The organism is Massilia sp. CT11-137 (genome assembly GCF_047302885.1).
Lineage (GTDB): Bacteria > Pseudomonadota > Gammaproteobacteria > Burkholderiales > Burkholderiaceae_D > Telluria > Telluria orientalis.
The window spans coordinates 492,739-514,842 of sequence record NZ_JBKYMP010000001.1 but is presented as its reverse complement, the minus strand read 5'-3'; the positions used below and the strand labels follow the sequence as shown (position 1 = coordinate 514,842).

The 22,104-nt window shown below is 66.5% G+C and carries 21 protein-coding genes; 5 read left to right on the top strand and 16 right to left on the bottom strand.

What is annotated here, in order from left to right:
• Positions 1 to 132 precede the first annotated feature (132 nt).
• From ACEN98_RS02400 to ACEN98_RS02385, 4 genes are all read left to right on the top strand, one after another.
• Entirely contained in the window at positions 133 to 2,076 is a 1,944-nt protein-coding gene (locus tag ACEN98_RS02400; RefSeq protein ID WP_413381128.1) for a prolyl oligopeptidase family serine peptidase, read from the top strand.
• On the top strand, positions 2,073 to 6,245 hold the full coding sequence (locus ACEN98_RS02395; RefSeq protein WP_413381126.1) for an SNF2-related protein: 4,173 nt from the start codon (positions 2,073 to 2,075) through the stop codon (positions 6,243 to 6,245). Before ACEN98_RS02400 ends, ACEN98_RS02395 begins: the two co-directional genes overlap by 4 nt.
• A gap of 144 nt (positions 6,246 to 6,389) precedes the next feature.
• Positions 6,390 to 8,246 carry a DUF885 domain-containing protein gene (locus ACEN98_RS02390; RefSeq protein ID WP_413381124.1) on the top strand — a complete coding sequence of 619 codons (1,857 nt, stop codon included), beginning with the start codon at positions 6,390 to 6,392 and terminating at the stop codon, positions 8,244 to 8,246.
• Between the two features lie 3 nt (positions 8,247 to 8,249).
• The gene (locus ACEN98_RS02385) at positions 8,250 to 10,304 is read left to right on the top strand and encodes a gluconolaconase (protein WP_413381122.1); all 2,055 of its coding nucleotides are present in this window, start codon (positions 8,250 to 8,252) and stop codon (positions 10,302 to 10,304) included.
• A 4-nt stretch (positions 10,305 to 10,308) separates the two neighbouring features.
• Here the strand turns inward: ACEN98_RS02385 and ACEN98_RS02380 are convergent, their stop codons facing one another.
• On the bottom strand, positions 10,309 to 10,680 hold the full coding sequence (locus ACEN98_RS02380; protein ID WP_413381120.1) for a hypothetical protein: 372 nt from the start codon (positions 10,678 to 10,680) through the stop codon (positions 10,309 to 10,311).
• 72 nt (positions 10,681 to 10,752) lie between these two features.
• Between ACEN98_RS02380 and ACEN98_RS02375 the strand changes: the two genes are divergently transcribed.
• Positions 10,753 to 11,028: a hypothetical protein gene (locus ACEN98_RS02375; RefSeq protein ID WP_413381118.1), complete on the top strand. Its 276-nt coding sequence runs from the start codon at positions 10,753 to 10,755 to the stop codon at positions 11,026 to 11,028.
• A 19-nt stretch (positions 11,029 to 11,047) separates the two neighbouring features.
• Here the strand turns inward: ACEN98_RS02375 and tatC are convergent, their stop codons facing one another.
• From tatC to murA, 15 genes are all read right to left on the bottom strand, one after another.
• Positions 11,048 to 11,803, bottom strand: coding sequence for a twin-arginine translocase subunit TatC (gene tatC / locus ACEN98_RS02370; RefSeq protein ID WP_413381116.1), 756 nt, complete (start codon positions 11,801 to 11,803; stop codon positions 11,048 to 11,050).
• A 36-nt stretch (positions 11,804 to 11,839) separates the two neighbouring features.
• Positions 11,840 to 12,346: a Sec-independent protein translocase protein TatB gene (tatB, locus tag ACEN98_RS02365; RefSeq protein ID WP_056126151.1), complete on the bottom strand. Its 507-nt coding sequence runs from the start codon at positions 12,344 to 12,346 to the stop codon at positions 11,840 to 11,842.
• A 42-nt stretch (positions 12,347 to 12,388) separates the two neighbouring features.
• Positions 12,389 to 12,631 (bottom strand): Sec-independent protein translocase subunit TatA, encoded by a 243-nt coding sequence (tatA, locus tag ACEN98_RS02360; protein ID WP_056126149.1) that lies wholly within the window; start codon positions 12,629 to 12,631, stop codon positions 12,389 to 12,391.
• Positions 12,632 to 12,728: 97 nt separating this feature from the next.
• Complete coding sequence (locus ACEN98_RS02355; protein WP_413381114.1) at positions 12,729 to 13,103, bottom strand: histidine triad nucleotide-binding protein; 375 nt, start codon at positions 13,101 to 13,103, stop codon at positions 12,729 to 12,731.
• A 50-nt stretch (positions 13,104 to 13,153) separates the two neighbouring features.
• Positions 13,154 to 13,495, bottom strand: coding sequence for a phosphoribosyl-ATP diphosphatase (locus tag ACEN98_RS02350; protein ID WP_371763189.1), 342 nt, complete (start codon positions 13,493 to 13,495; stop codon positions 13,154 to 13,156).
• Positions 13,495 to 13,899: a phosphoribosyl-AMP cyclohydrolase gene (gene hisI / locus ACEN98_RS02345; RefSeq protein ID WP_413385940.1), complete on the bottom strand. Its 405-nt coding sequence runs from the start codon at positions 13,897 to 13,899 to the stop codon at positions 13,495 to 13,497. Before hisI ends, ACEN98_RS02350 begins: the two co-directional genes overlap by 1 nt.
• Positions 13,900 to 13,942: 43 nt before the next feature.
• Positions 13,943 to 14,704: an imidazole glycerol phosphate synthase subunit HisF gene (gene hisF / locus ACEN98_RS02340; RefSeq protein WP_413337547.1), complete on the bottom strand. Its 762-nt coding sequence runs from the start codon at positions 14,702 to 14,704 to the stop codon at positions 13,943 to 13,945.
• A gap of 115 nt (positions 14,705 to 14,819) precedes the next feature.
• Positions 14,820 to 15,596: a 1-(5-phosphoribosyl)-5-[(5-phosphoribosylamino)methylideneamino]imidazole-4-carboxamide isomerase gene (hisA, locus tag ACEN98_RS02335; RefSeq protein WP_413381112.1), complete on the bottom strand. Its 777-nt coding sequence runs from the start codon at positions 15,594 to 15,596 to the stop codon at positions 14,820 to 14,822.
• A gap of 25 nt (positions 15,597 to 15,621) precedes the next feature.
• A complete protein-coding gene (hisH, locus tag ACEN98_RS02330; RefSeq protein WP_413337549.1) occupies positions 15,622 to 16,263 on the bottom strand; it encodes an imidazole glycerol phosphate synthase subunit HisH in 642 nt (213 codons plus the stop codon).
• Between the two features lie 8 nt (positions 16,264 to 16,271).
• The gene (hisB, locus tag ACEN98_RS02325) at positions 16,272 to 16,862 is read right to left on the bottom strand and encodes an imidazoleglycerol-phosphate dehydratase HisB (RefSeq protein ID WP_036233394.1); all 591 of its coding nucleotides are present in this window, start codon (positions 16,860 to 16,862) and stop codon (positions 16,272 to 16,274) included.
• Positions 16,863 to 16,882: 20 nt separating this feature from the next.
• On the bottom strand, positions 16,883 to 17,977 hold the full coding sequence (hisC, locus tag ACEN98_RS02320; protein ID WP_413381110.1) for a histidinol-phosphate transaminase: 1,095 nt from the start codon (positions 17,975 to 17,977) through the stop codon (positions 16,883 to 16,885).
• The gene (locus ACEN98_RS02315; RefSeq protein ID WP_413381108.1) at positions 17,974 to 18,798 is read right to left on the bottom strand and encodes a DNA-methyltransferase; all 825 of its coding nucleotides are present in this window, start codon (positions 18,796 to 18,798) and stop codon (positions 17,974 to 17,976) included. Before ACEN98_RS02315 ends, hisC begins: the two co-directional genes overlap by 4 nt.
• Positions 18,795 to 20,120, bottom strand: a complete 1,326-nt coding sequence (hisD, locus tag ACEN98_RS02310; RefSeq protein WP_413381106.1) for a histidinol dehydrogenase — start codon at positions 20,118 to 20,120, stop codon at positions 18,795 to 18,797. The genes ACEN98_RS02315 and hisD overlap by 4 nt, the downstream gene beginning before the upstream one ends.
• Before the next feature lie 5 nt (positions 20,121 to 20,125).
• On the bottom strand, positions 20,126 to 20,800 hold the full coding sequence (gene hisG, locus ACEN98_RS02305; protein ID WP_413381104.1) for an ATP phosphoribosyltransferase: 675 nt from the start codon (positions 20,798 to 20,800) through the stop codon (positions 20,126 to 20,128).
• 50 nt (positions 20,801 to 20,850) lie between these two features.
• A complete protein-coding gene (murA, locus tag ACEN98_RS02300; RefSeq protein WP_413381102.1) occupies positions 20,851 to 22,101 on the bottom strand; it encodes a UDP-N-acetylglucosamine 1-carboxyvinyltransferase in 1,251 nt (416 codons plus the stop codon).
• Positions 22,102 to 22,104: the final 3 nt, after the last annotated feature.

Here is a 22,104-nt window from a genome sequence, read left to right as displayed (position 1 = left end):
CGTTCGCGGGTTGAGTGGGCAAACCTCTATTATCGCATCACTGGCCCCCCGTACCGCATCCACGTGGACATACACCCGCGCGGCAGACACTTATAATGGCTGTCTTCCCGCTGCCCGTCTCCAGAACCGACCATGACCGACACCACCCGCAAACAGGCCGCGCCCTGCGGCACCTGGACCTCTCCGATCACCGCCGCCGTCGTCGCGGCCGGCGCCACGCCGCTGTCGCAGGTGCTGCTCGACGGCGGCGACGTGTTCTGGCTGGCCGGCCGCGCCAGCGAAGGCGGCCGCAACACGCTGCTGCGCCGCCGCGGCGGCCAGGTCGACGAACTGACGCCGGCCCCGTTCAACGTCCGCACCCGCGTGCACGAGTACGGCGGCGGCGCCACGCTCGTCGCGGACAGCCACATCTGGTTCTCGAACTTCGCCGACAACCGCGTCTACCGCCTCGACCGCGCCGGCAGCGGCGAACCCGTCCCCGTCAGCGCGGGCGGCGGCGAGCGCTGGGCCGACTTCGTGCTGGACCGCGCGCACCGGCGCCTGATCGGCGTGCGCGAAGATCACTCTGCCGGCGGCACGTACCCGGACAACACGCTTGGCGCGCTCGGCGCGGACGGCACGGTCACCGTCCTCGTCGACGGCAACGATTTTTATTCGTCGCCGCGCATCTCCCCCGACGGCAAACACCTCGCGTGGCTGAGCTGGGACCATCCGCGCATGCCGTGGCAAGGCACCGAACTGTGGCTGGCCGAGATCGGCGACGACGGCACGCTGCTGGACGGCCGCCTGATCGCCGGCGGGGCAGACGAAGCGATCGTGCAGCCGGAATGGTCGCCGGACGGGACACTCCACTTCGTGTCCGACCGCAGCGGCTGGTGGAACCTGTACCGCTACGAGCACGGCGTCGTGCATCCCGTGTGCCCGCGCGCGGCGGAATTCGGCGGCCCGCACTGGGTCTTCGGGAACAGCATGTACGGCTTCCGCTCGGCCACGGAAATCGTCTGCACGTTCATCGAGGATGGCGTGAGCAAGCTGGCACGCCTCGATGCGCGCAGTGGCCACCTCACACCCATCGCCACGCCTTACGAACAGATCAGCGAACTGAAGATCGAAGGCGACACGGTCGCGCTGCTGGGCGGCGCGCCCACGCTGGCGGCGGAAATCGCGGGCATCGATCTCGCGACCGGGCAGCGCGACGTGCTGGCGCGCTCGATCGAGCAGCTGCCCGACGTGAGCTATCTGTCGGTCCCGCAAAGCATCCGCTATCCGAGTATGAATGGGAGAACGGCGTACGCGTTCTTCTACCCGCCCACGAACCGCGATTTCGCGCCGCAGCCGGGCGAGCTGCCGCCGCTGATGGTGATCGGCCACGGCGGCCCCACGAGCATGGCGGCCAGCACGCTGAAGCTGGCGACGCAGTTCTGGACGAGCCGCGGCATCGCCGTGCTGGACGTGAACTATGGCGGCAGCACGGGCTTCGGCCGCGCCTACCGCGACCTGCTGAAGGGTCAATGGGGCGTGGTCGACGTCGAGGATTGCGTCGCGGGCGCCCAGCACCTCGTCGACAACGATCTCGTCGACCGCGAGCGCCTCGTGATCCGCGGCGGCAGCGCCGGCGGCCTGACGACCCTGTGCGCCCTCGCCTTCCACGACGTGTTCAAGGCCGGCGCCAGCTACTACGGCGTGTCCGATTTAAAAGGCCTGGACGCGGATTCGCACAAGTTCGAATCGCACTACAACGAATACCTGATCGCGCCGAAGGAAAGCGCCGACCGCGTCTACGCCGAGCGCTCGCCGATCAACCACACCGATAAACTGCACCGGCCGATGATCTTCTTCCAGGGTCTCGACGACAAGGTCGTGCCGCCGCCGCAATCCGAAGTGATGGTGTCCGCGCTGCGCGCGCGTGGCGTGCCCGTCGCATACATCACGCTGGCCGGCGAGGGCCACGGCTTCCGCAAGGCGGACAGCATCGTGCGCACGCTGGAAGCGGAGCTGTATTTTTATCTGCGCGTGTTCGGCATCCCGGTCCCCGAAAGCCTGCCAGCCGTCGAGATCGAGAATCTCCCTGCATGAGCGATGAGGTGTTACACGCGGTCGTGGAAGCCTGCGACGAGCAACGCAAGCTGATCCTCGCGCTGCTGGCGCTGGCCGGCGAGCCGATGGGACGGCGACGCATCCACGAACACCTGGCGCCGCTGGAGGCCAGCGCGGGCGAGCAAAAACTGGCCGAGCCGATGGAGCGCCTGCGCGCCGATGGCCTGGTCGGCGAGTTGCCGTCGCGCGGCTACACGATCGCCGCCGATGTCGCCTGGCCCGCCATCCAGTGGGCGCTGCGCACGCGCCGGCTCAACGAGCTGCGCGAGGTCTACCAGCAGGTGACGCCGCTGCGCGTGGACTGGCAGGGCACGCCCATGCTGCGCAGCTACCGCCAGGGCGTCGCGCTGCTGCGTTTCGCCCTGCTCGCCGGCGATGGCCCGAAAGCCGTCGCGCCGCTGCTGGCCGCGTGCCTGCGCTGCCACGAAGCGGCGTACCTGCATCCGCTCGTCGACATCTGCGCGCGGCCGTTCGAACCGGACCTGATGGAGCGCATCAACGGGCTTGTACGCGACGACGTGCTCGCGGTCCTCGTCAACCACGCGCAGCGCGAGCCGGCCAGCGCGCCCGCGATCCGCGCGTATGCGGAAGAACACGTGGCACAGGGCGGCGCATCGATGGCGCTGCGCACGGCCCTGGCGGAGCACCTGATCCTGTGCGGGCGCCTCGACGCGGCGGCCGACCTGCTCGTCGACCTCGACGAATCCGCGACGCTGTACTACCGCAGCGTGCTGCAACTGCTGCGCGGCGACACGGAGCCCGCGCTGGCCGGCTTCGACAAGGCGTTGAAAGCGCTGCGGCGCGAGACGGGCAAACGCAAGGCCATCTTCGAGGGCATCGGCGGCCATCTGTACGTGACGGCGCTGCTGAGGAGCGCCGACACCAGGCATGCGAAGGCCGTGGAGTCGTATCTGGACAGCGCCACGCGCGCCGTGCAAAGCCACGATACGGCCGTGTACCAGCAGTTGTCGATGCTGCGCCAGATCCGCGGCGGCACGGTCGATGCGGAGGTGCTCCCGTCGCGCAACTGGGAGACGAGCCTGCAGCCCGTGATGTTCCGCGCCCTGCTGCACTGGTGGCTCGGCATGCCGCAGCTGGCGGACCAGCGCGCCATGCTGGAACGGCAGTTCGAAGAAGCGGGGAAAGCGGGCTTCGACTTCATCGCGGCGCAGATCGCGTCCGTGCTGGGGCAGCTGGGCATGGTCGGCATCGACAAGCAGGCGATCGCGCTGCGCCAGCGGCACCGCTTCGTCGACCTCGCGCTGTGGTTCGAGCGCGAGCAGCCGTGGGAACGCCAGCTGAACGCCCTCATCAACCTGCAGCCCGCGGTGAACGTGGAGGTGGTGAAGGAATCGCGTCTCGCGTGGCTCGTGAGCTGGGACGCGCACCTCGGCATCCGCGCCATCGAACCGAGAGAACAGAAGCGCGACGTGCAGGGCGGCTGGACGCGCGGCCGTCCGCTGGGCCTCAAGCGTCTCGCGGAAGAGGCGGCGGAGCTGGACTTCCTGACCGCGCAGGACGTGCAGGTCGCGAGCAGCATCGGCGCCTACCGCTACTACAGCGGCACGGGCACGCGCTACGAATTCGACCTGGACAAGGCCGTGGCCGCGCTGGCCGGCCACCCGTTGCTGTTCTGGATGGATGCGCCGGGCACGCGCATCGAACTGCTGCCGGGCGAGCCGCAACTGGTCGTGCGCGCCGGCGGCGGCAAGGTCATGATCACGCTGGTGCCGCCCTTGCGCGAGCAGCAGGGCGAGGTCGTCGTCACGAAGGAGACGCCGACGAGATTGCGCATCGTGCGGGTAAAAGACGAGCACCGGCGCATCGGCGCCATCGTCGGCGACGGGCTCGAAGTGCCGCTGGAAGCGGAGAAGCGCGTGCTGCAGGCGATCAGCGCCATCTCGTCCATCGTCACCGTGCAGTCGGATATCGGCGGCAGCGCGGCGGACATCGAGCAAGTGACGGCCGATCCGCGCCTGCACATCAACCTGCTGCCTTACCAGCAGGGCCTGCGCATCCACGTGATGGTGCGGCCGCTGCCCGATGCGGGCCCCTACTTCCGCCCGGGCGACGGCGCGGAAAGCGTGATCGCCGACGTGGGCGGCGTGCGCACGGAAGCGCGCCGCGACCTGAATGCCGAACGCGAGGCCGAACGCCAGCTCCTGGCCGACCTGCCGGCGCTGGAGCACGCGGAAGACGAGCATGGCGAATGGCTGCTCGCGGCGCCGATCCACTGCCTGGAACTCGTCGTCCAGCTGCAGGAACTGGATGCAGCGAAGGTCGTCGTCGCGTGGCCCGAGGGCGAATCGTTCCGCGTGTCGAAGAAAATCACGTCGAAGTCCGTGCGCCTCCAGATCCGGCGCGACAAGGACTGGTTCGCCGCGAACGGCGAAGTGCAGGTCGACGAGAACAAGGTGATGGACCTGCGCGAGCTGCTCGCACGCGTGCGCGAAGACCGTTTCATTGCCCTCGGCGACAACCAGTTTCTCGCGCTCACGCACGAGCTGCACCGCCGCCTGATGGATCTCTCCGCCTACAGCGATGCGGACCAGGAGGCGCTGCGCTTCCACCCGCTCGCCAGCTTCGCGCTGGAAGAGATGGCGCTGGAAGCGGGCGGCGTCGACGCGGATAAAGCGTGGCGCGCGCACCTGAAGCACATGCAGGAGAACGCCGAATACCGGCCGCAGTTGCCGAACACCTTGCAGGCGGAGCTGCGCGATTACCAGGTCGAAGGCTTCGAATGGCTGTCGCGCCTTGCGCACTGGGGCGTCGGCGCCTGCCTCGCGGACGACATGGGCCTCGGCAAGACGTTACAAGCGCTGGCGCTGATCCTGTCGCGCGCGCCGGGCGGGCCGACGCTCGTCGTGGCACCGACGTCCGTCGCGACGAACTGGCTGGCGGAAGCGGAGCGCTTCGCGCCCACGCTGAACATGAAGCTGTTCGGGCCCGGCGACCGCGCCGCAATGCTGAAGGACGCGGGACCGTTCGACGTGATCGTCGCGAGCTACGGCCTGCTGCAGCTGGAGTCCGCGCTGTTCGACGGCATCCGCTGGCGCACGATCGTGCTCGATGAGGCGCAAGCCATCAAGAACGCGTACACGCGCCGCTCGGCCGCCGTGATGGCGCTCACGGGCGATTTCAAAATGGTCGCCACCGGCACGCCGCTGGAGAATCACCTGGGCGAGTTGTGGAACCTGTTCCGCTTCATCAATCCGGGCCTGCTCGGGACAAGCGACCAGTTCCAGCTGCGCTTCTCCGGCCCGATCGAAAAGGCATCGGACAAGCGCGCGGAACTGGCGGCGCGCACGCGCCTGCGCCGCCTCACGCAGCCGTTCATCCTGCGCCGCACGAAGGCGCAGGTGCTGTCCGAACTGCCGCCGCGCACGGAGGTCGATCTGCCGGTGCAGCTGTCGGAAGAAGAGACGGCGCTGTACGAATCGCTGCGGCGCGAAGCGCTCGAACGCATCGCCGCGCTGGAGGCACCGCAATCGCAGAAGCAGATCCAGATCCTGGCCGAGATGATGAAGCTGCGCCGCGCGTGCTGCAATCCCGCGCTCGTCGCGCCGGAGAGCGGCATCCGCAGCAGCAAGCTGGAGACGTTCGCGCGCCTCGCGGATGAACTGCTGGAGAACCGCCACAAGGCGCTCGTGTTCAGCCAGTTCGTCGACCACCTCACCTTGATCCGCAAGCATCTCGACGAACGCGGCATCCGCTACCAGTACCTCGACGGGTCGACGCCCATGCAGGAACGGAAGCGCCGCGTGGATGCGTTCCAGGCCGGAGACGGCGACCTGTTCCTGATCTCGCTGAAGGCGGGCGGCGTCGGCATCAACCTGACGGCGGCCGATTACGTCATCCACATGGACCCGTGGTGGAATCCGGCCGTGGAAGACCAGGCCAGCGACCGCGCGCACCGCATGGGCCAGCAGCGGCCCGTCACGATCTACCGGCTGGTCGCGCGCCACACGATCGAGGAAGGCATCGTCGACCTGCACCGCCACAAGCGCGACCTGGCCGACAGCCTGCTGGAAGGGACGGACGTCGCCGCGCGCCTGTCGCCGGCGGACATGCTGGCCATGCTGCAGGCGGGGCTCGCAGGGTCGTCGGACCCGCGTCCGCCGTCCGTCGGAGAGTGGCAAACCGGGTGAGGATGCATGCCGTTGCGGGTGCGTTGGCGGCGGATCACGTCACGGCGCGCGCGTGACGTATTGTTTCAGACGCCCGCAAATGGGCCAAATGATGCTAATCTGGCGCCCCCCATCTGGCCCATCCATGAACCAGGCAGATAGAACATGATGAAATCGAAAATCGCACTGGCCGTCCTGCTGACCAGCGTCGCACTGGCGCCGGCGAGTGCGCGTCCCAAGACGCATCACAAGGCGGCCAGCACGGCCAAAGCCAAGAGCAAGCCGAAGGCCAAAGCCGCCGCCAAGCCGGTACGAAAGGCCGCCGCGCACGTCGCCGCCGCCACGCCACAGAACCGCAACGACCGCTACATGGACTCGCTGTCCATGCAATTCGTGACCGCGCTGTGGCGCATCGATCCGGAAGACGGCATCTACGTCGGCAAGTTCGACGCCGCGGCGAGGCTGACGATTCCCGACGCCGCCACGCGCGCGAAAAAGCTCGCGTTCATCGACGAGTGGCTCGACAAGTTCGGCAAGCTGAACGCCGACAAACTGTCGCCGAACCAGCGCACCGACCTCGCCGTCCTCCTCAACAAGCTGAACTACGAGCGCTGGCAGCTGACGACGTTCCGCGAGTTCGAATGGAACCCGGCCGAGTACAACGTGGCGCAGGCGTTCGACCTGATCCTGACCACGGAATACGCCGCGAAGGCCCAGCGCCTGCGCACGATCCTGAAACGCCTGGCCGAGGTGCCGGCGTACTACCAGGCCGCGCAAGCGTCCATCGTCAACCCGACGCACGAACACACGCAGCTCGCGATCCAGCAGGCGCCGGGCACGCTCGTCGTGCTGGCGGACCTCGGCAAGGCCGCGCAGGAATCGATCCTGACGCCGCAGGAGAAGGCGATCTTCGCGCAGCGCATCGCGAACGCCGGCACGGCGGTGGTGGCGTGGGTCGACTTCCTGACGGACCTCGACAAGTCGCAGGTGCAGATGCAGAACGCGCGCTCGTTCCGCATCGGCAAGGACTTGTACGAGCAAAAATTCGCGTTCGAGATCCAGTCCGCCAGCACGGGCGAGCAGACGTATCGCAAGGCCCTGGCCGCGCGCGACGAACTCCTCACGCGCATGGACGGCCTCGCCGACCAGTTGTGGGACAAGACGATGGGCGCCGCCGCGAAGCCCGCGGACCGTTATCAAAAAATCGGCATGGTGATCGACAAGCTCTCGCTGCAGCACACGACGGCCGCCAACTTCCTGCCCGAGATCCGCCGCCAGATCCCGCAACTGCAGGAGTACGTCATCAAGAACAATCTCGTGACGATCGACCCGAGCAAGCCGCTCGTCGTGCGCGAGACGCCGCTGTACCAGCGCGGCGTGGCCGGCGCCAGCATCGACGCGCCGGGGCCGTATCGTCCGAAGGATAAAACCTATTACAACGTGACGCCGCTGGACGGCCTCACGCCCGAGCAGGCCGAAAGCAGCCTGCGCGAGTACAACAACTGGATGCTGCAAATCCTGAACATCCACGAGGCGATCCCCGGCCACTACACGCAGCTGATGAACGCGAACCGTTCGCCGTCGCTGGTGAAGGCGTTGTTCGGCAACGGCGCCATGGTCGAAGGCTGGGCCGTGTACGGCGAGCGCATGATGCTGGAATCGGGCTATGGCGACAACGCGCCGGAGCTGTGGCTGATGTGGTGCAAGTGGAACCTGCGCAGCGTCTCCAACACGATCCTCGACTACAGCGTGCACGTGCTGGGCATGACGCGCGAACAGGCGATCGACCTGCTCGTGCGCCAGGCGTTCCAGACCCCGCAGGAAGCGGCCGAGAAGTGGAAACGCGCGCAGCTGTCGTCCGTGCAGCTCTCCAGTTATTTCAGCGGCTACAGCGACATCATGGAACTCCGTGAGCGCCGCAAGGAACAGCTGGGCGAGCGCTTCGACCTCAAGCAATTCCACGACCAGTTCCTCGGTTACGGGAATGCGCCGGTGAAGATCATCGGCCAGCTGATGCAGTAACACGTGAAGCGCATCACGATCGTCGCGGCGCTCGCGGGCGTCGCCGTGCTGGCCGGCGGCGCGGCCCTGTACGTCTTCAACGCGCGCCAGGACGCGACGCCGGGACGCGCGTTCTGGCGTCCCGCCGACGCGCCGACCAGGCCCTCTTGGTCCGCACGCGTGACGCCGCTGCCGGACCGCTTCGGCGATCCGTTCGGCACCGTCGTCGATGGCCACGGCAACGTGTTCGTGGCCGACGGCGGCGACTGCAGCTGCATCCGCCGCATCGCGCCCGACGGACAGGTGACCCTCTTCGCCGGTGGGCACACGGGCTTCGCGGACGGCGTCGGCGCCGCCGCGGCATTCGACACGCCGTCGGCGCTGGCGATCGACCGCCTCGGCAACCTGTACGTCGCCGACACGCGCAACAACGCGGTCCGCAAGGTGGCGCCCGACGGCAGCGTGAGCACGCTGGCGGGCGGCGCCGCAGGCTTCGACGGGCCGGTCGGCGTGGCCGTCGACCGCGACGGCAACGTGTATGTCGCCGACACCTACAACGACCGCATCGGCCGCATCGGCAAGGACGGCGCGGTGACGACGGTGGCCGGCAGCGGCACGCCCGGCCACATGGACGGCACGGGCACCGCGGCCGGATTCGACACACCGAGCGCCATCGCGGTCGACAAGCACGGCATGCTGTTCGTCGCCGACACCGGCAACAACGCGATCCGGCGCATCGACAAGACCGGCGCCGTGACGACGTTCGCCCGCGCCCCCGAGTACGAGCGGCGCCCGCTGCTGTGGCGCCCCGTCGCGCTGGCGCTGACGCATGACGGCTACCTGTACGCGAGCGGCGCGGGTGGACGCATCCTCCAGTTCGATCCGAGCGGGCAGTACCACGCCCTGCCCGACGCCGACCGTCCCGCGGGCGTGAGCTATGCCAGCGACGGCAACGTGCGCCTGTATGCGCCGCGCGGCATCGCCGTGAAACGCGACGGCGCACTGGTGGTGGCCGACGGCCAGGCGCAGCAGCTGTTCGTGCTGGCCCCGCCCCAACCGGGCACGCCGCCCCCGCAGGCGCGGCCGCAAGTGCTGCCCGCGGCGGCATCGATGCCCTGGCCCGTGGGCCCGCAAACGGAACCGCACGAAGTCGTCGGCGTGCTGGGCGAGGTGCGCGGCAGCTACGACGGCGAGAACCGCGACCACTTCCATGCGGGCCTGGACATCCGCGCCGACGTCGGCGCACGCGTGCTGGCGGTCCTGCCGGCGACGGTCAGCGATCCGTATCCCAACTGGGCGTTCGACGATCTGGGCGAAGGCATGAGCATCGGGCCGCTGTCGTACATCCACATGCGCGTGGGCCGCGACACGAAGGGCAATGCGCTCGATCCGCGCTTCCAGGTGCTGCGCGGCGCGAACGGCAAGCCGGAACGCGTGCGCGTACGGCGCGGCACGCGGTTCGCCGTCGGCGACGCGCTCGGCACCATCAATCCGATGGCGCACGTGCACATGGAGTACTACCCCGGCGGCCGCGCGGTCAACGCGCTGGCCCTGCCCTTCGCCGGCCTGCGTGACACGGTGCCGCCCCGCATCCAGAGCATCGCGCTGTACGATGCGAACGGCCAGCGCCTGCCGGGCAGGAAGGGCAAGCGGCTGCACGTGGCGCGCACGCTCGGCGCGGTGTCCATCGTCGCCGCCGCCTACGACCAGATGGACGGCAACCTGGCGCGCCGCCGCCTCGGCCTGTACAAGCTGGGCTACCAACTGCTCCATGCGGACGGCAGCCCCGTCGCCGGATTCGAGACGCCGCGCATCACGCAGGTCTACGACCGCCTGCCGCGCGAGCGTGAGGCTGTAAAACTGCTGTACGCGGAGAACAGCGGCATCACGGTCTACGGCAGCAAGGCCACCGTGTTCGCCTATGCCGTCAACAATACGCTGCAGGATGGCGTCGCGCTGCCCGGTACGTGGAAAGTGGATGGACTCGCGCCGGGCGATTACGTGTTACGGATCTACGCGGCGGATTTCGCGGGACAGGTGGCGCTGGAGGGGCGGGATCTGCCGATCACGGTGGAATAAGCACTCATTCAAAAGCGACGCGTGCCAGGAAGTCGGTTTTCACCACGGTGCGCTCGATCTTCGTATCGGGCCCGATATAGACATCGACGCGGCTGAACGGCCGTCTGATTTCCACGCCGTCGCGGCTGGCGAGTGGCAGGCTCACGTCGATGAAGTAGTCGGCATGGAGACGGCGGGCGGTACGGAACTCGATGCTTGCTCCGGGCGCCAGGTGATCCTTGACGATGTCGTTGTCTTCGTTGAAGAAATAGGTCACGGGCGCGACGGCCTGGGCGGAGTAATGCAGGAAGACGACCGGCAGCGTAACAGCGTTCACGAACAACGCGAGCCATGACGCCACGATCGTCCCGGCGATGGCCAGCAGTGTCTTGCGCATCGATTCGATATTCTTGTCGCAACAAAAAGAATTGTATCATGCTGAGTTTTTCGATTTCACGAACGACTCACGATGAACAAACTTCTTGGAACCGTCGTACTCGCTGCCTGCATGGCCTTCGTCGCGCCGCGCGCCGGCGGCATCGAGCTCGTCGTGGCCAGCACCAGGCCCGGCGATCCCGCGCCCATCACGGTGCGCTGGTACCGGCTGACCGAAAGCGACGACGGCCATCCGGACGACCCCGCCTATTTTTTCAAGAAGATCTCCAGCACGAGTTATCCGGCCAGTGCGAAGCTGACGGTCGAGCTGGTGTTGAAAAAAGAAGTGGCCGCAACATCGAAAAAATAGCGCGAAAAAATAGCGGCGATCAGGACTGTTCCTGCGGCGCCTGCGTCGCCTTGACGAAGATCGGCGCCATCAGCAGCCCGAGCTCGAACAGCAGGCACATCGGAATGGCCAGCGCGAGCTGGCTGACGGCGTCCGGCGGCGTGACGATGGCGGCGATGACGAACGCGCCGACGATGGCGTACGGGCGGATCGAACGCAGCTTCTCGACGCTGACGATGCCCATCCGGACGAGGATCACGACGACCACCGGCACCTCGAACGTGGCGCCGAACGCAAGGCACATGGACATCACGAAGTCGAGGTAGTTCTCGATGTCGGGCATCACGGCGATGGACGTCGGCGAGAAGTTGCCGATGAAGTGGAACACGCGGCCGAACACGAAGAAGTAGCAGAACGCGACGCCCGCGATAAACAGGAACGACGACGAAATCACGAGCGGCAGCACGAGCCGCTTTTCGTGTGCGTACAGCCCCGGTGCGACGAACGCCCACACCTGATAAAAGACCCACGGCAGCGCGAGGATGAAGGCGATCAGCAAGGTGACCTTCATCGGCACGAGGAACGGCGAGACGACGCCGGTGGCGATCATCTTCGAGCCGGCCGGCAGCGCGGCCAGCATCGGGGCGGCGAGGAAATCGTAGATCTGTGCCGGGCCCGGCCACAGCATCAGCACGATACAGGCGAGGACGATGCCGTACGTCGCCTTGATCAGGCGGTCGCGCAGCTCGACCAGGTGGGAGATGAAGGTTTCTTCGCCCGCGGTGTCTTCAGTCATCTGGCGCTAGGAGGCGGCGCCCAACGGCGGCCGTCATCAGAAAAATTTGGTGTTGGAAGTGGCGCCGGGACGGAACTTGCGCACGCGTGCGGCGCCGGACAGCACATGCTGGCGCGTGCCCTGGCGGTTCTTGTACCAGGCCGGCATGCTCGACGTCTTCGCCAGCTTCTTGCGGCGGAAGTCGCGCGCCTTGCGCTCGATGTCGTCCGTCGAGGCCGTCGTCGGCATTACGGCCGTGTCGCCGCGCCAGGCAGACTCGACCTCGTCCATGTGGGTCGAGACGGTGTTCTCGACCTCGGACTTGAACGTCTCGACCTCGGACTTGAAGCTTTGCGCGCTGTCCTGGATATCCTTGTGCAGATTGCGCAATTCTTCCATTTCGATCTCGCGCGAGACCTCCGACTTCACGTCGTGCAGGTAGCGCTGGGCGCGGCCGTACAGGGTGCCGGCCATGCGCGCCACCTTAGGCAGTTTCTCGGGGCCAATCACAACCAGCGCCACCGCGCCGATGATGGCGAGTTTGGTAAGACCGAGATCGATCATGCGGGGTCAGGCATCGGATTAATGGCGGGCTTAGCGGCGCGCTTAGTGACGCGTTTTTTCGCGCGCGTCGACGTCGATCGTCGACTTGTCGGCCACCTGCTGCGCGGTCTGTTGCGCCGTCTGGCTGGCGGGCGTCTTGCCGTCTTCATCGCCCTTCATGCCATCCTTGAAACCCTTGACGGCCTTGCCCAGGTCCGAGCCCGCATTGCGCAGCTTGCCCGTACCGAACACCACCACCACCACGACCAGCACGATCAACCAGTGCCAGAGACTCATCGAACCCATTGTTTTCTCCTTGCCGGGCGATAACCCGATCAGCGTAAGCTAAAGCTACGCCAGTATAAGCGGTTTAGGGCCGGAATGCCCTCTTTCCTTTAGGGAATTACGTTCCCAGGCCACGCCACGGACGCGGACCACCATAGACGTGCAGGTGCAGGTGATACACCTCCTGCCCGCCGTCCGGACCGACGTTGAACAGCGTCTTGTAGCCGCCGCTGCGCTCGCCGTCCGGGCCGGTTTTCACCGCGATGCCGTGGTCAAGCGCCAGCTTCGGCGCCAGCGCCAGCATCTTGCCCAGCACGGGCGCATGCGCGTCGGTGCAGTCCGACAGGCTGGCCACGTGCTGCTTCGGGATCACCAGCAGGTGGACGGGCGCGGCCGGGTTGATGTCCTTGAACGCGAGCAGCTCGTCGTCCTCGTACACCACGCTGGCCGGGATCTGTTTGGCGACGATCTTGCAGAAGATGCAGTTATCCATGTTCTCTCACATTCTATCGATACGGGATGACGCCGGCGTGACAGCCGGGCTCAGTCTTTCGGACGCGACGCCTTTTCCTCGATGCCGGAAATGCCTTCGCGCCGCGCCAGTTCGTCCAGCACCTGCTGCGGCGTGAGGCCGAACTGCGCCAGCAGGACGATCGAATGGAACCACAGGTCGGCCGTCTCGTACAGCAGCTTCGACGCATCCGCGCCGGCGCGCACGTCCTTCGCGGCCATCACGGTCTCGACGGCTTCCTCGCCGATCTTTTTCAGGATGGCGTCGTCGCCCTTGGCGAACAGTTTCGCGACGTACGAGGCCGTCGGGTCGCCGCCGTTGGCCGGCTTGCGGGATTCGATGACGGCCGCGAGGCGTTCCAGTTGCGTGCTCATTATTTCTTCTTTGGGTGGGTATAGATGGTATCCGGGTCCTGTAGCACGGGCTCGACGCTGTTCCAGTCGCCGTCCTCGAACTTCTGGAAGAAGCAGGAATGGCGGCCGGTATGGCAGGCGATGCCGCCGGCCTGCTCGACCTTCAGCAGCACCACGTCTTCGTCGCAGTCGAGGCGGATTTCCAGTACTTTCTGCACGTGGCCGGACTCTTCGCCCTTGTGCCACAGCTTCTTGCGCGAGCGGCTCCAGTACACGGCTTCGCCAAGCTCCACGGTCTTGGCCAGGGCTTCGCGGTTCATCCAGGCGAACATCAGGATGTCGCCGGTGGCGGCTTCCTGGGCGATCACCGGCACGAGGCCGTGCTCGTCCCATTGGACTTTCTTGAGCCAGGGCTGGGCCGGGATCGTCGGGGGTGGGCGGGGTCACCATGGTCGTCGGTTCCATCAATCAGTCGAGGCGCATCGGGATGCCGCGGTCCGCCATGAAGCGCTTGGCTTCGCCGACCGTGTGCTGCCCGTAGTGGAAGATGCTCGCGGCCAGCACGGCGTCGGCATGCCCTTCCTGCACGCCATCGGCGAGATCCTTCAGGCCGCCCACGCCGCCCGAGGCGATCACGGGAATGCCGACGGCGTCCGACACGGCGCGCGTCAGGCCCAGGTCGAAGCCGGACTTGGTGCCGTCGCGGTCCATGCTGGTCAGCAGCAGTTCGCCGGCGCCCAGGCTTTCCATCTTGCGGGCCCATTCGATGGCATCGATGCCGGTCGCGTTGCGGCCGCCGTGGGTAAAGACTTCCCACTTGCCGGGCGCGACCTGCTTGGCGTCGATGGCGACGACGATGCACTGCGCGCCGTGTTTCTGCGACGCGTCGTACACGAGTTGCGGGTTGGTGACGGCCGAGGTGTTCATCGACACCTTGTCCGCGCCGGCGTTCAGCAGGCGGCGCACGTCCTCGACCTTGCGCACGCCGCCGCCCACGGTCAGCGGAATGAACACGGTCGATGCCACGGCTTCGATGATCGGCAGGATCAGGTCGCGGCCGTCGCTCGAGGCGGTGATGTCGAGGAAGGTGATCTCGTCGGCACCCTGCTCGTTGTAGCGGCGTGCGATCTCGACGGGGTCGCCGGCATCGCGCAGTTCGGTGAAGTTGACGCCCTTGACCACGCGGCCGCCGGTGACGTCCAGGCAGGGGATGATGCGTTTTGCGAGCATAAGATTTACTAGGTTAGCTCGTCGCTCCCGCGCAGGCGGGAGCCCAGGTTGCATGCGCAATCGAGATGCATGCAACATTGGATCCCCGCCTCCGCGGGGACGACGGTTCATGCGTTCAGGCCTGCGCGCCCTCGGTGAGTTCATCCGCGCGTTCCTGCGCGCTGGCCAGGTCGAGCGTGCCTTCGTAGATCGAGCGGCCGCAGATCACGCCTTCGATGCCCTCGTCCTGCACGGCGCACAGGGCTTCCACGTCGGCCAGGTTGTGCAGGCCGCCCGAAGCGATGATCGGGATCCTGACGGCCTGCGCCAGGCGCACGGTCGCTTCGATGTTCACGCCGCCCATCATGCCGTCGCGGCCGATGTCGGTGTAGATGATCGATTCCACGCCGTAGCCTTCGAATTTCTGGGCCAGGTCGATGACTTCGTGGCCGGACATCTTGCTCCAGCCGTCGGTCGCGACCTTGCCGTCCTTGGCATCCAGGCCGACGATGATGCTGCCCGGGAAGGCGCCGCAGGCGTCGTGCAGGAAGCCCGGGTTCTTGACGGCCGCGGTGCCCACGATGATGTAGGTGATGCCGTCGTCCAGGTAGCGCTCGATGGTGTCCAGGTCGCGGATGCCGCCACCCAGCTGGACCGGGATCTCGTCCAGGTCGTTGTCTTCGGCGTACTCCTGCACGACTTGCAGGATCGATTTGATCGCCTCTTCGTTCTTCGGTTTGCCCGCGAACGCACCGTTCAGGTCGACCAGGTGCAGACGGCGCGCACCCTTCTTGAGCCAGTGCAGCGCCATCTCGGCGGGATCTTCGGAGAACACGGTGGCGAGTTCCATGTCGCCCTGTTTCAGGCGAACGCAGTGACCGTCTTTCAGGTCGATGGCGGGGATCAGCAGCATGGTCGTAGTCGGTTGATTAGGTAACTCAGGGATTCCAGTGGACGAAATTGCGATACAGGCGCAGGCCGGCGGCCGCGCTTTTCTCGGGGTGGAACTGGGTGGCGACGATGTTGTCGCGCGCGACCGCGCAGCAGAATTGTCCGCCGTAGTCGGTCTCGCCGATGGCGTCCTGCGCCTCGGCGGGCTGCGCGTAATAGCTGTGCACGAAATAAAAATAGCTGTCCGGGGCGACGCCGTCCCACAGCGGGTGGGCACGCTTCTGGTGCACGCGGTTCCAGCCCATCTGCGGCACCTTGAAGCGCGAGCCGTCGGCCTGCAGCTTGCCGTCGAGTTCGAAACGCACGACCTTGCCCGGCAACAGGCCCAGGCCGGGCACGCCGCCATTCTCGTCGCTCGAATCGAACAGCATCTGCTCGCCCACGCACACGCCCATCATCGGACGGGTTTTCGCCGCGCGCAGCAGGGCGTCCTCGACGCCCGATTCGCGCAGGCTGCGCATGCAGTCGCGCATGGCACCCTGGCCGGGCAGGACGATGCGATCGGCCGCGTCGATGGCGGCCGCGTCGCCGGAAATCTGGACGTCGGCTTCGGGCGCGACGGCGCGCAGGGCCTGCGCAACCGAACGCAGGTTGCCCATGCCGTAGTCGACAACAACAATCTTGTTCATGATTCTCTTTACAGGCTGCCCTTGGTGGACGGGATCGTGCCCGCGGCGCGCGCATCCAGCTCGGACGCCATGCGCAGCGCGCGGCCGAACGCTTTGAAGACGGTCTCGCACTGGTGGTGCGCGTTCACGCCGCGCAGGTTATCCACGTGCAGCGTCACGCCCGCATGGTTGACGAAGCCGCGGAAGAACTCGATGGTGAGATCGACGTCGAAGCGGCCGATGGTCGCGCGGGTGAACGGCACGTGCCATTCCAGGCCCGGGCGGCCGGAAAAGTCGATCACGACGCGCGACAACGCTTCGTCCAGCGGGACGTATGCATGGCCGTAGCGGCGGATGCCCTTCTTGTCGCCGATGGCCTTGGCGACCGCCATGCCCAGCGTGATGCCCGTGTCCTCGACCGTGTGGTGGTCGTCGATGTGCAGGTCGCCGACGGCCTCGACTTCGAGGTCGATCAGGCCGTGGCGCGCGATCTGGTCCAGCATGTGGTCGAGGAACGGCACCCCGGTATTGAGTTTCTGGCGGCCGGTGCCGTCCAGGTTGAGCGCGACGCGGATCTGCGTCTCGCTGGTGTTGCGCGTGATTTCTGCGGTGCGGGTCATTGCTAGGTGCTCGGCGGTGTTCAGGCTTGCAGCGAAGCCTTCAGGGCATTCAGGAATACGGAGTTTTCTTCCGGGGTGCTGACCGTAACACGGATGCAATTGGCCAGCAATTCATGCATTCTACTCAAATTTTTAATCAGTACCCGTTCTGAGAACAGTTTAGCGCACGTCTTTTCAGCGTCGGGTACGCGCAAGGTGATGAAATTGGCACTCGACGGGAACACGGTCACGCCCGGCAGCGCGGCCATGGCGGCGGCCAGTTCCGTGCGCGCCTCGTTCAAACGGGCGGCCTGCTCGTCCAGCACCTCGACGTGGTCGAGCGCGAATTCGGCGGCCACCTGCGTCAATACGTTGACGTTGTACGGCGGCCGCACCTTGTCGAACTGTTCCAGCAGCGCCGGTGCGGCAGCGAGGTAGCCCAGGCGGATGCCGGCCAGGCCCAGCTTCGACAGCGTGCGCATCACGACCAGGTTCGGATACTGCGGCAGCTTGTCCATGAAGCTCGTGCGGGCGAACGGGTGATACGCCTCGTCGGCCACGACGATGCCGTTCTCGCCCAGCGCGTCGATGATCGCGACCACGTCGGCTTCATCGTACAGGTTGCCGGTCGGGTTGTTCGGGTAAGCCAGGAACACAAGGCTCGGCTTGTGCTCGGCGATCGCGGCCAGCATGGCGGCGCGGTCCAGCGAGAAGTCGGCCTTCAACGGCACGCCGACGAAGTCCATGCCCGCGAACTGGGCGGAGCGCTGGAACATCACGAACGCGGGGATCGGGGCCAGCACGACGGCGCGTTTATCTTGCCGCGCGGTCGCCGTGCACAGGATCGAAATGATCTCGTCGGAGCCGTTGCCGAGGATGACGTCGAACCCGGCCGGCACGCCCAGCCTGGCGCGGATGCGTTCCTTGATGCCCGCGTACGACGGCACCGGATAGCGGTTCAGGACGGCGTCCGCCAGGCGCTGGGCCAGCTCGGCGCGCAGCGCATCCGGCAACTGGTACGGGTTTTCCATCGCGTCCAGCTTGATGTAGCCGCTCGAATCCGGCACGTTGTAGATATGGCCGGCACGGACGTCCTCGCGGATCGTGTTGGCGATGAGCTTGTCGATGCTGGTCATTCTTCGTTCACTCCTTCGGTGGCGGCGTCCAAACGGACGCCCTTGCGTTGTTTCCTGGTGGCCGGCTGCGCGGGGGCGGACAAACGTTCCGCGATGGTCGCGCAGTAGGCGGGGTTCAGCTCGAAACCGGTGAAATGCCGGCCGAGGCGTTTGGCAGCCAGTGCCGTCGTGCCGCTGCCCATGAACGGGTCGAGCACGACGCCGCCCGGCGGGCACGACGCCTTGACCATGCGCTCGATGATCTCGAGCGGTTTCTGGGTCGGATGGTCGACCCGTTCCGCATGTTCGCGATGCAGGCGCGACACGCTCCACAGGTCCTTCGGGTTGTAACCCACTTCCAGCCACTTGGCGCCCACGAAGATCGAGCGCGATCGCGCCTTCTTCGTCTCGGCGTCGTACGGGATACGCACGGAGTCCAAGTCGAAATAATAATCCTTGCGCTTCACGAAGAAGCCGATGGTGTCGTGCACCGAGCTGAAGCTCCTGGTGCTGCCCCCCATCGAGGGGACGCGGCGGTCCCAGATGATCTCGTTCATCATCGTCATGCGCCGCTTGAGCATGACGAAGATCTCGGGCGCGAAGCGCCACGTGAGAAAGATGTACAGGCTGCCGTTGTCTTTCAGTTTCGGCAGCGCACAATCGATCCAGCGCTCGGTCCACGCGAGGTAATCCTCCACGCTCTGCTGGTCCGAGCCGTTGCCGTAATCCTTGCCGAGATTATAAGGCGGGTCCGTCAGGATCAGGTCGATGCTGCCGTCGGGGATGCGCGCCATGCCGGCCAGCGCATCCTCGCAGAAGACCTGATCGAGCCAGGCCGTCATGATTCCGATTGGATCCTGAGCTCTGCGCTGCGCGCATGCGCCTGCAGGCCCTCGCCGTACGCGAGTTCGGCCGCGACACGGCCCAATGTTTGCGCGCCGGCCTGCGACACGAACAGGATCGACGAGCGCTTCTGGAAATCGTACACGCCCAGCGGCGACGAGAAGCGCGCCGTGCGCGACGTCGGCAGCACGTGGTTCGGGCCGCAGCAATAATCGCCCAGCGATTCGGACGAGAAGCGGCCCAGGAACATCGCGCCGGCGTGACGGATTTTATCGGCCCACTGCTGCGGCTCCTCGGCGGAGATCTCCAGGTGCTCGGCCGCGATGGCGTTCGCGATCGCGCACGCTTCATCCATGTCGCGCACCTTGATCAGCGCGCCGCGGTCCGTCATCGACGTGGCGATGGTGTCCTTGCGCGGCATCGTCGGCAGCAGTTTATGAATGCTCGCTTCGACTTGCGCGATGTAGCCGGCGTCGGGGCACAGCAGGATCGCCTGCGCCAGCTCGTCGTGCTCGGCCTGCGAGAACAGGTCCATCGCGACCCAGTCCGGGTCCGTCGTGCCGTCGCACAGCACGAGGATTTCCGACGGGCCCGCGATCATGTCGATGCCCACCGTGCCGAACACGCGGCGCTTGGCGGCGGCGACGTACGCATTGCCCGGGCCGACGATTTTATCCACCGGCGGAATGGTCGCCGTGCCGTAAGCCAGTGCGCCGACGGCCTGGGCGCCGCCGATCGTGATCACGCGCGTCACGCCGGCGATGGCGGCGGCCGCGAGTACCATGCGGTTCTTGACGCCGTCCGGCGTCGGCACGACCATCACGATTTCCTTCACGCCCGCGACCCTGGCAGGGATCGCGTTCATCAGCACGGACGACGGATACGCGGCCTTGCCACCCGGGACGTAGATGCCCACGCGGTCCAGCGGCGTGACGCGCTGGCCCAGCACCGTGCCGTCAGGCTCGGTGTACGTAAAACCGTTCAGTTCCTGCTTCTGGCGCTCGTGGAACACGCGGATGCGCTCCGCGGCCGTGCGCAGTGCCGCACGTTGCGATTCCGGCAGCGACGCCAGGGCTTCATCCAATTCGGACTGGCCGATATCGAGGGCAGCCATGCTCGTGGCGCCGCCATTCGGGATGCGATCGAACCTGTTCGTGTATTCCAGCACGGCGGCGTCGCCGCGCGCCTTCACGTCGGCGAGGATCTTCGCCACGGCGGTTTCGATGGCGTCGTCGGTCTCCGCTTCGAACGCGAGCAGGTTGCTGAGAGTCTGCTGGAAATCGGCGGCGGTGGAATCGAGTTTGCGGATCGTGATGGACATGGTCGTTAGCATTGCTGCTGCTTGGACGCGCGGTCGAACGCGTCGATGATCGGTTGCAGGCGCTCGCGCTTCAGTTTCAGCGCGGCCTGGTTGACGACGAGGCGCGACGAGATCTCCATGATCTTTTCGACTTCAACGAGATTGTTGGCGCGCAGCGTGCCGCCCGTCGACACGACGTCGACGATGGCGTCGGACAGGCCGACCAGCGGCGCCAGCTCCATCGAGCCATACAGTTTGATGAGGTCGACATGCACGCCCTTCTTGGCGAAGTGCTCGCGCGCCGTGTGCACGAACTTGGTGGCCACGCGCAGGCGCGCGCCCTGGCGCACGGCGTTGTCGTAGTCGAAGCCGGCGTTGGCGGCCACGGACATGCGGCAGCAGGCGATGCGCAGGTCGATCGGCTGGTACAGTCCTTCGCCGCCGTGCTCGAGCAGCACGTCCTTGCCGGCCACGCCGAAGTCGGCGGCGCCATGCTGGACATAGGTCGGCACGTCGCTGGCGCGCACGATCAGCACGCGGATGCCGGGATCGTTGGTGGCGAGGATCAGCTTGCGCGAGGTTTCCGGATTTTCTAGCACCTCGATGCCGGCCGCGGACAGCAGCGGCAGCGTGTCTTCGAAGATGCGGCCCTTCGAGAGGGCGAGGATCAGCTGCGAGCTGTCCCGAGAAGTGTCGTTCATGTGACTGCGTTCGTTTCCGTCGTCCCCGCCTGCGCGGGGACGACGTTGTTTTATTTAATACGGACGATATCCGCGCCCACCGCCGACAACTTCGCCTCCATCCGGTCATACCCGCGATCGAGGTGATAGATGCGGTCGACGAGGGTCGTGCCCTCGGCGGCCAGGCCGGCGATCACGAGGGAGGCCGAGGCGCGCAGGTCGGTCGCCATCACGGGCGCGCCCACGAGGCGGTCGACGCCCTTGATGAAGGCCGTGTTGCCCTCGGTGGAGATCTGCGCGCCCAGGCGGTTCATTTCCTGCACGTGCATGAAGCGGTTTTCGAAGATGGTTTCGGTGACGCGGCTCGAGCCGTTCGCGATCGTGTTCACGGCCATGAACTGGGCCTGCATGTCGGTCGGGAAGCCCGGGTATTCCGTGGTACGGAACGACACCGGTTGCGGACGGCCGTCCATGCGCGCGCGGATGCTGTCGCCTTCCACGGTCAGCTGGACGCCCATCTCGCGCAGCTTGTCGATGGCCACGTCGAAGATGTCGGTGCGGGTGCGGGTGATGCGGATGTCGCCGCCCGTCGCCGCGACGGCGCACAGGAACGTCGCCGCTTCGATGCGGTCGGAAATGACGCCGTGTTCGGTGCCGTGCAGGCTGTCGACGCCCTGGACCACGAGGCGGTCGGTGCCGATGCCGTCGATCTTCGCGCCCATCGCCACGAGCATGTTCGCGAGGTCCGTCACTTCCGGTTCGCGCGCGGCGTTTTCCAGGATCGTCTCGCCGTCGGCCAGCGTGGCGGCCATCAGCAGGTTCTCCGTGCCCGTCACGGTGATCATGTCCGTGTGGATGCGGGCGCCCTTCAGGCGCGATGCCTTCGCGTAGATGTAGCCGCCCTCGATCGTGATGTCGGCGCCCATCTGGCGGAGGCCCTTGATGTGCTGGTCGACGGGGCGCGAACCGATCGCGCAGCCGCCCGGCAGCGACACCTTGGCTTCGCCGAAGCGCGCCAGCATCGGGCCCAGCACGAGGATCGACGCGCGCATCGTCTTCACCAGTTCATAAGGTGCGACGAGGGTGTTGATGGCGGAGCCGTTCAGCACGACGTTCTCGTCGTCCTGCGTGACCTTCAGGCCGGTCTGCTCGAGCAGGCGCAGCATCGTGCGCACGTCGTGCAGGCGCGGCACGTTCGACAGCGCGAGGTCGCCGGCCGTCAGCAGGCCCGCGCACAGGATCGGGAGCGCCGCGTTCTTGGCGCCCGAGATGGGGATGTCACCGTTCAGGCGCTTGCCGCCGACGATCTGGAGCTTGTCCATCGA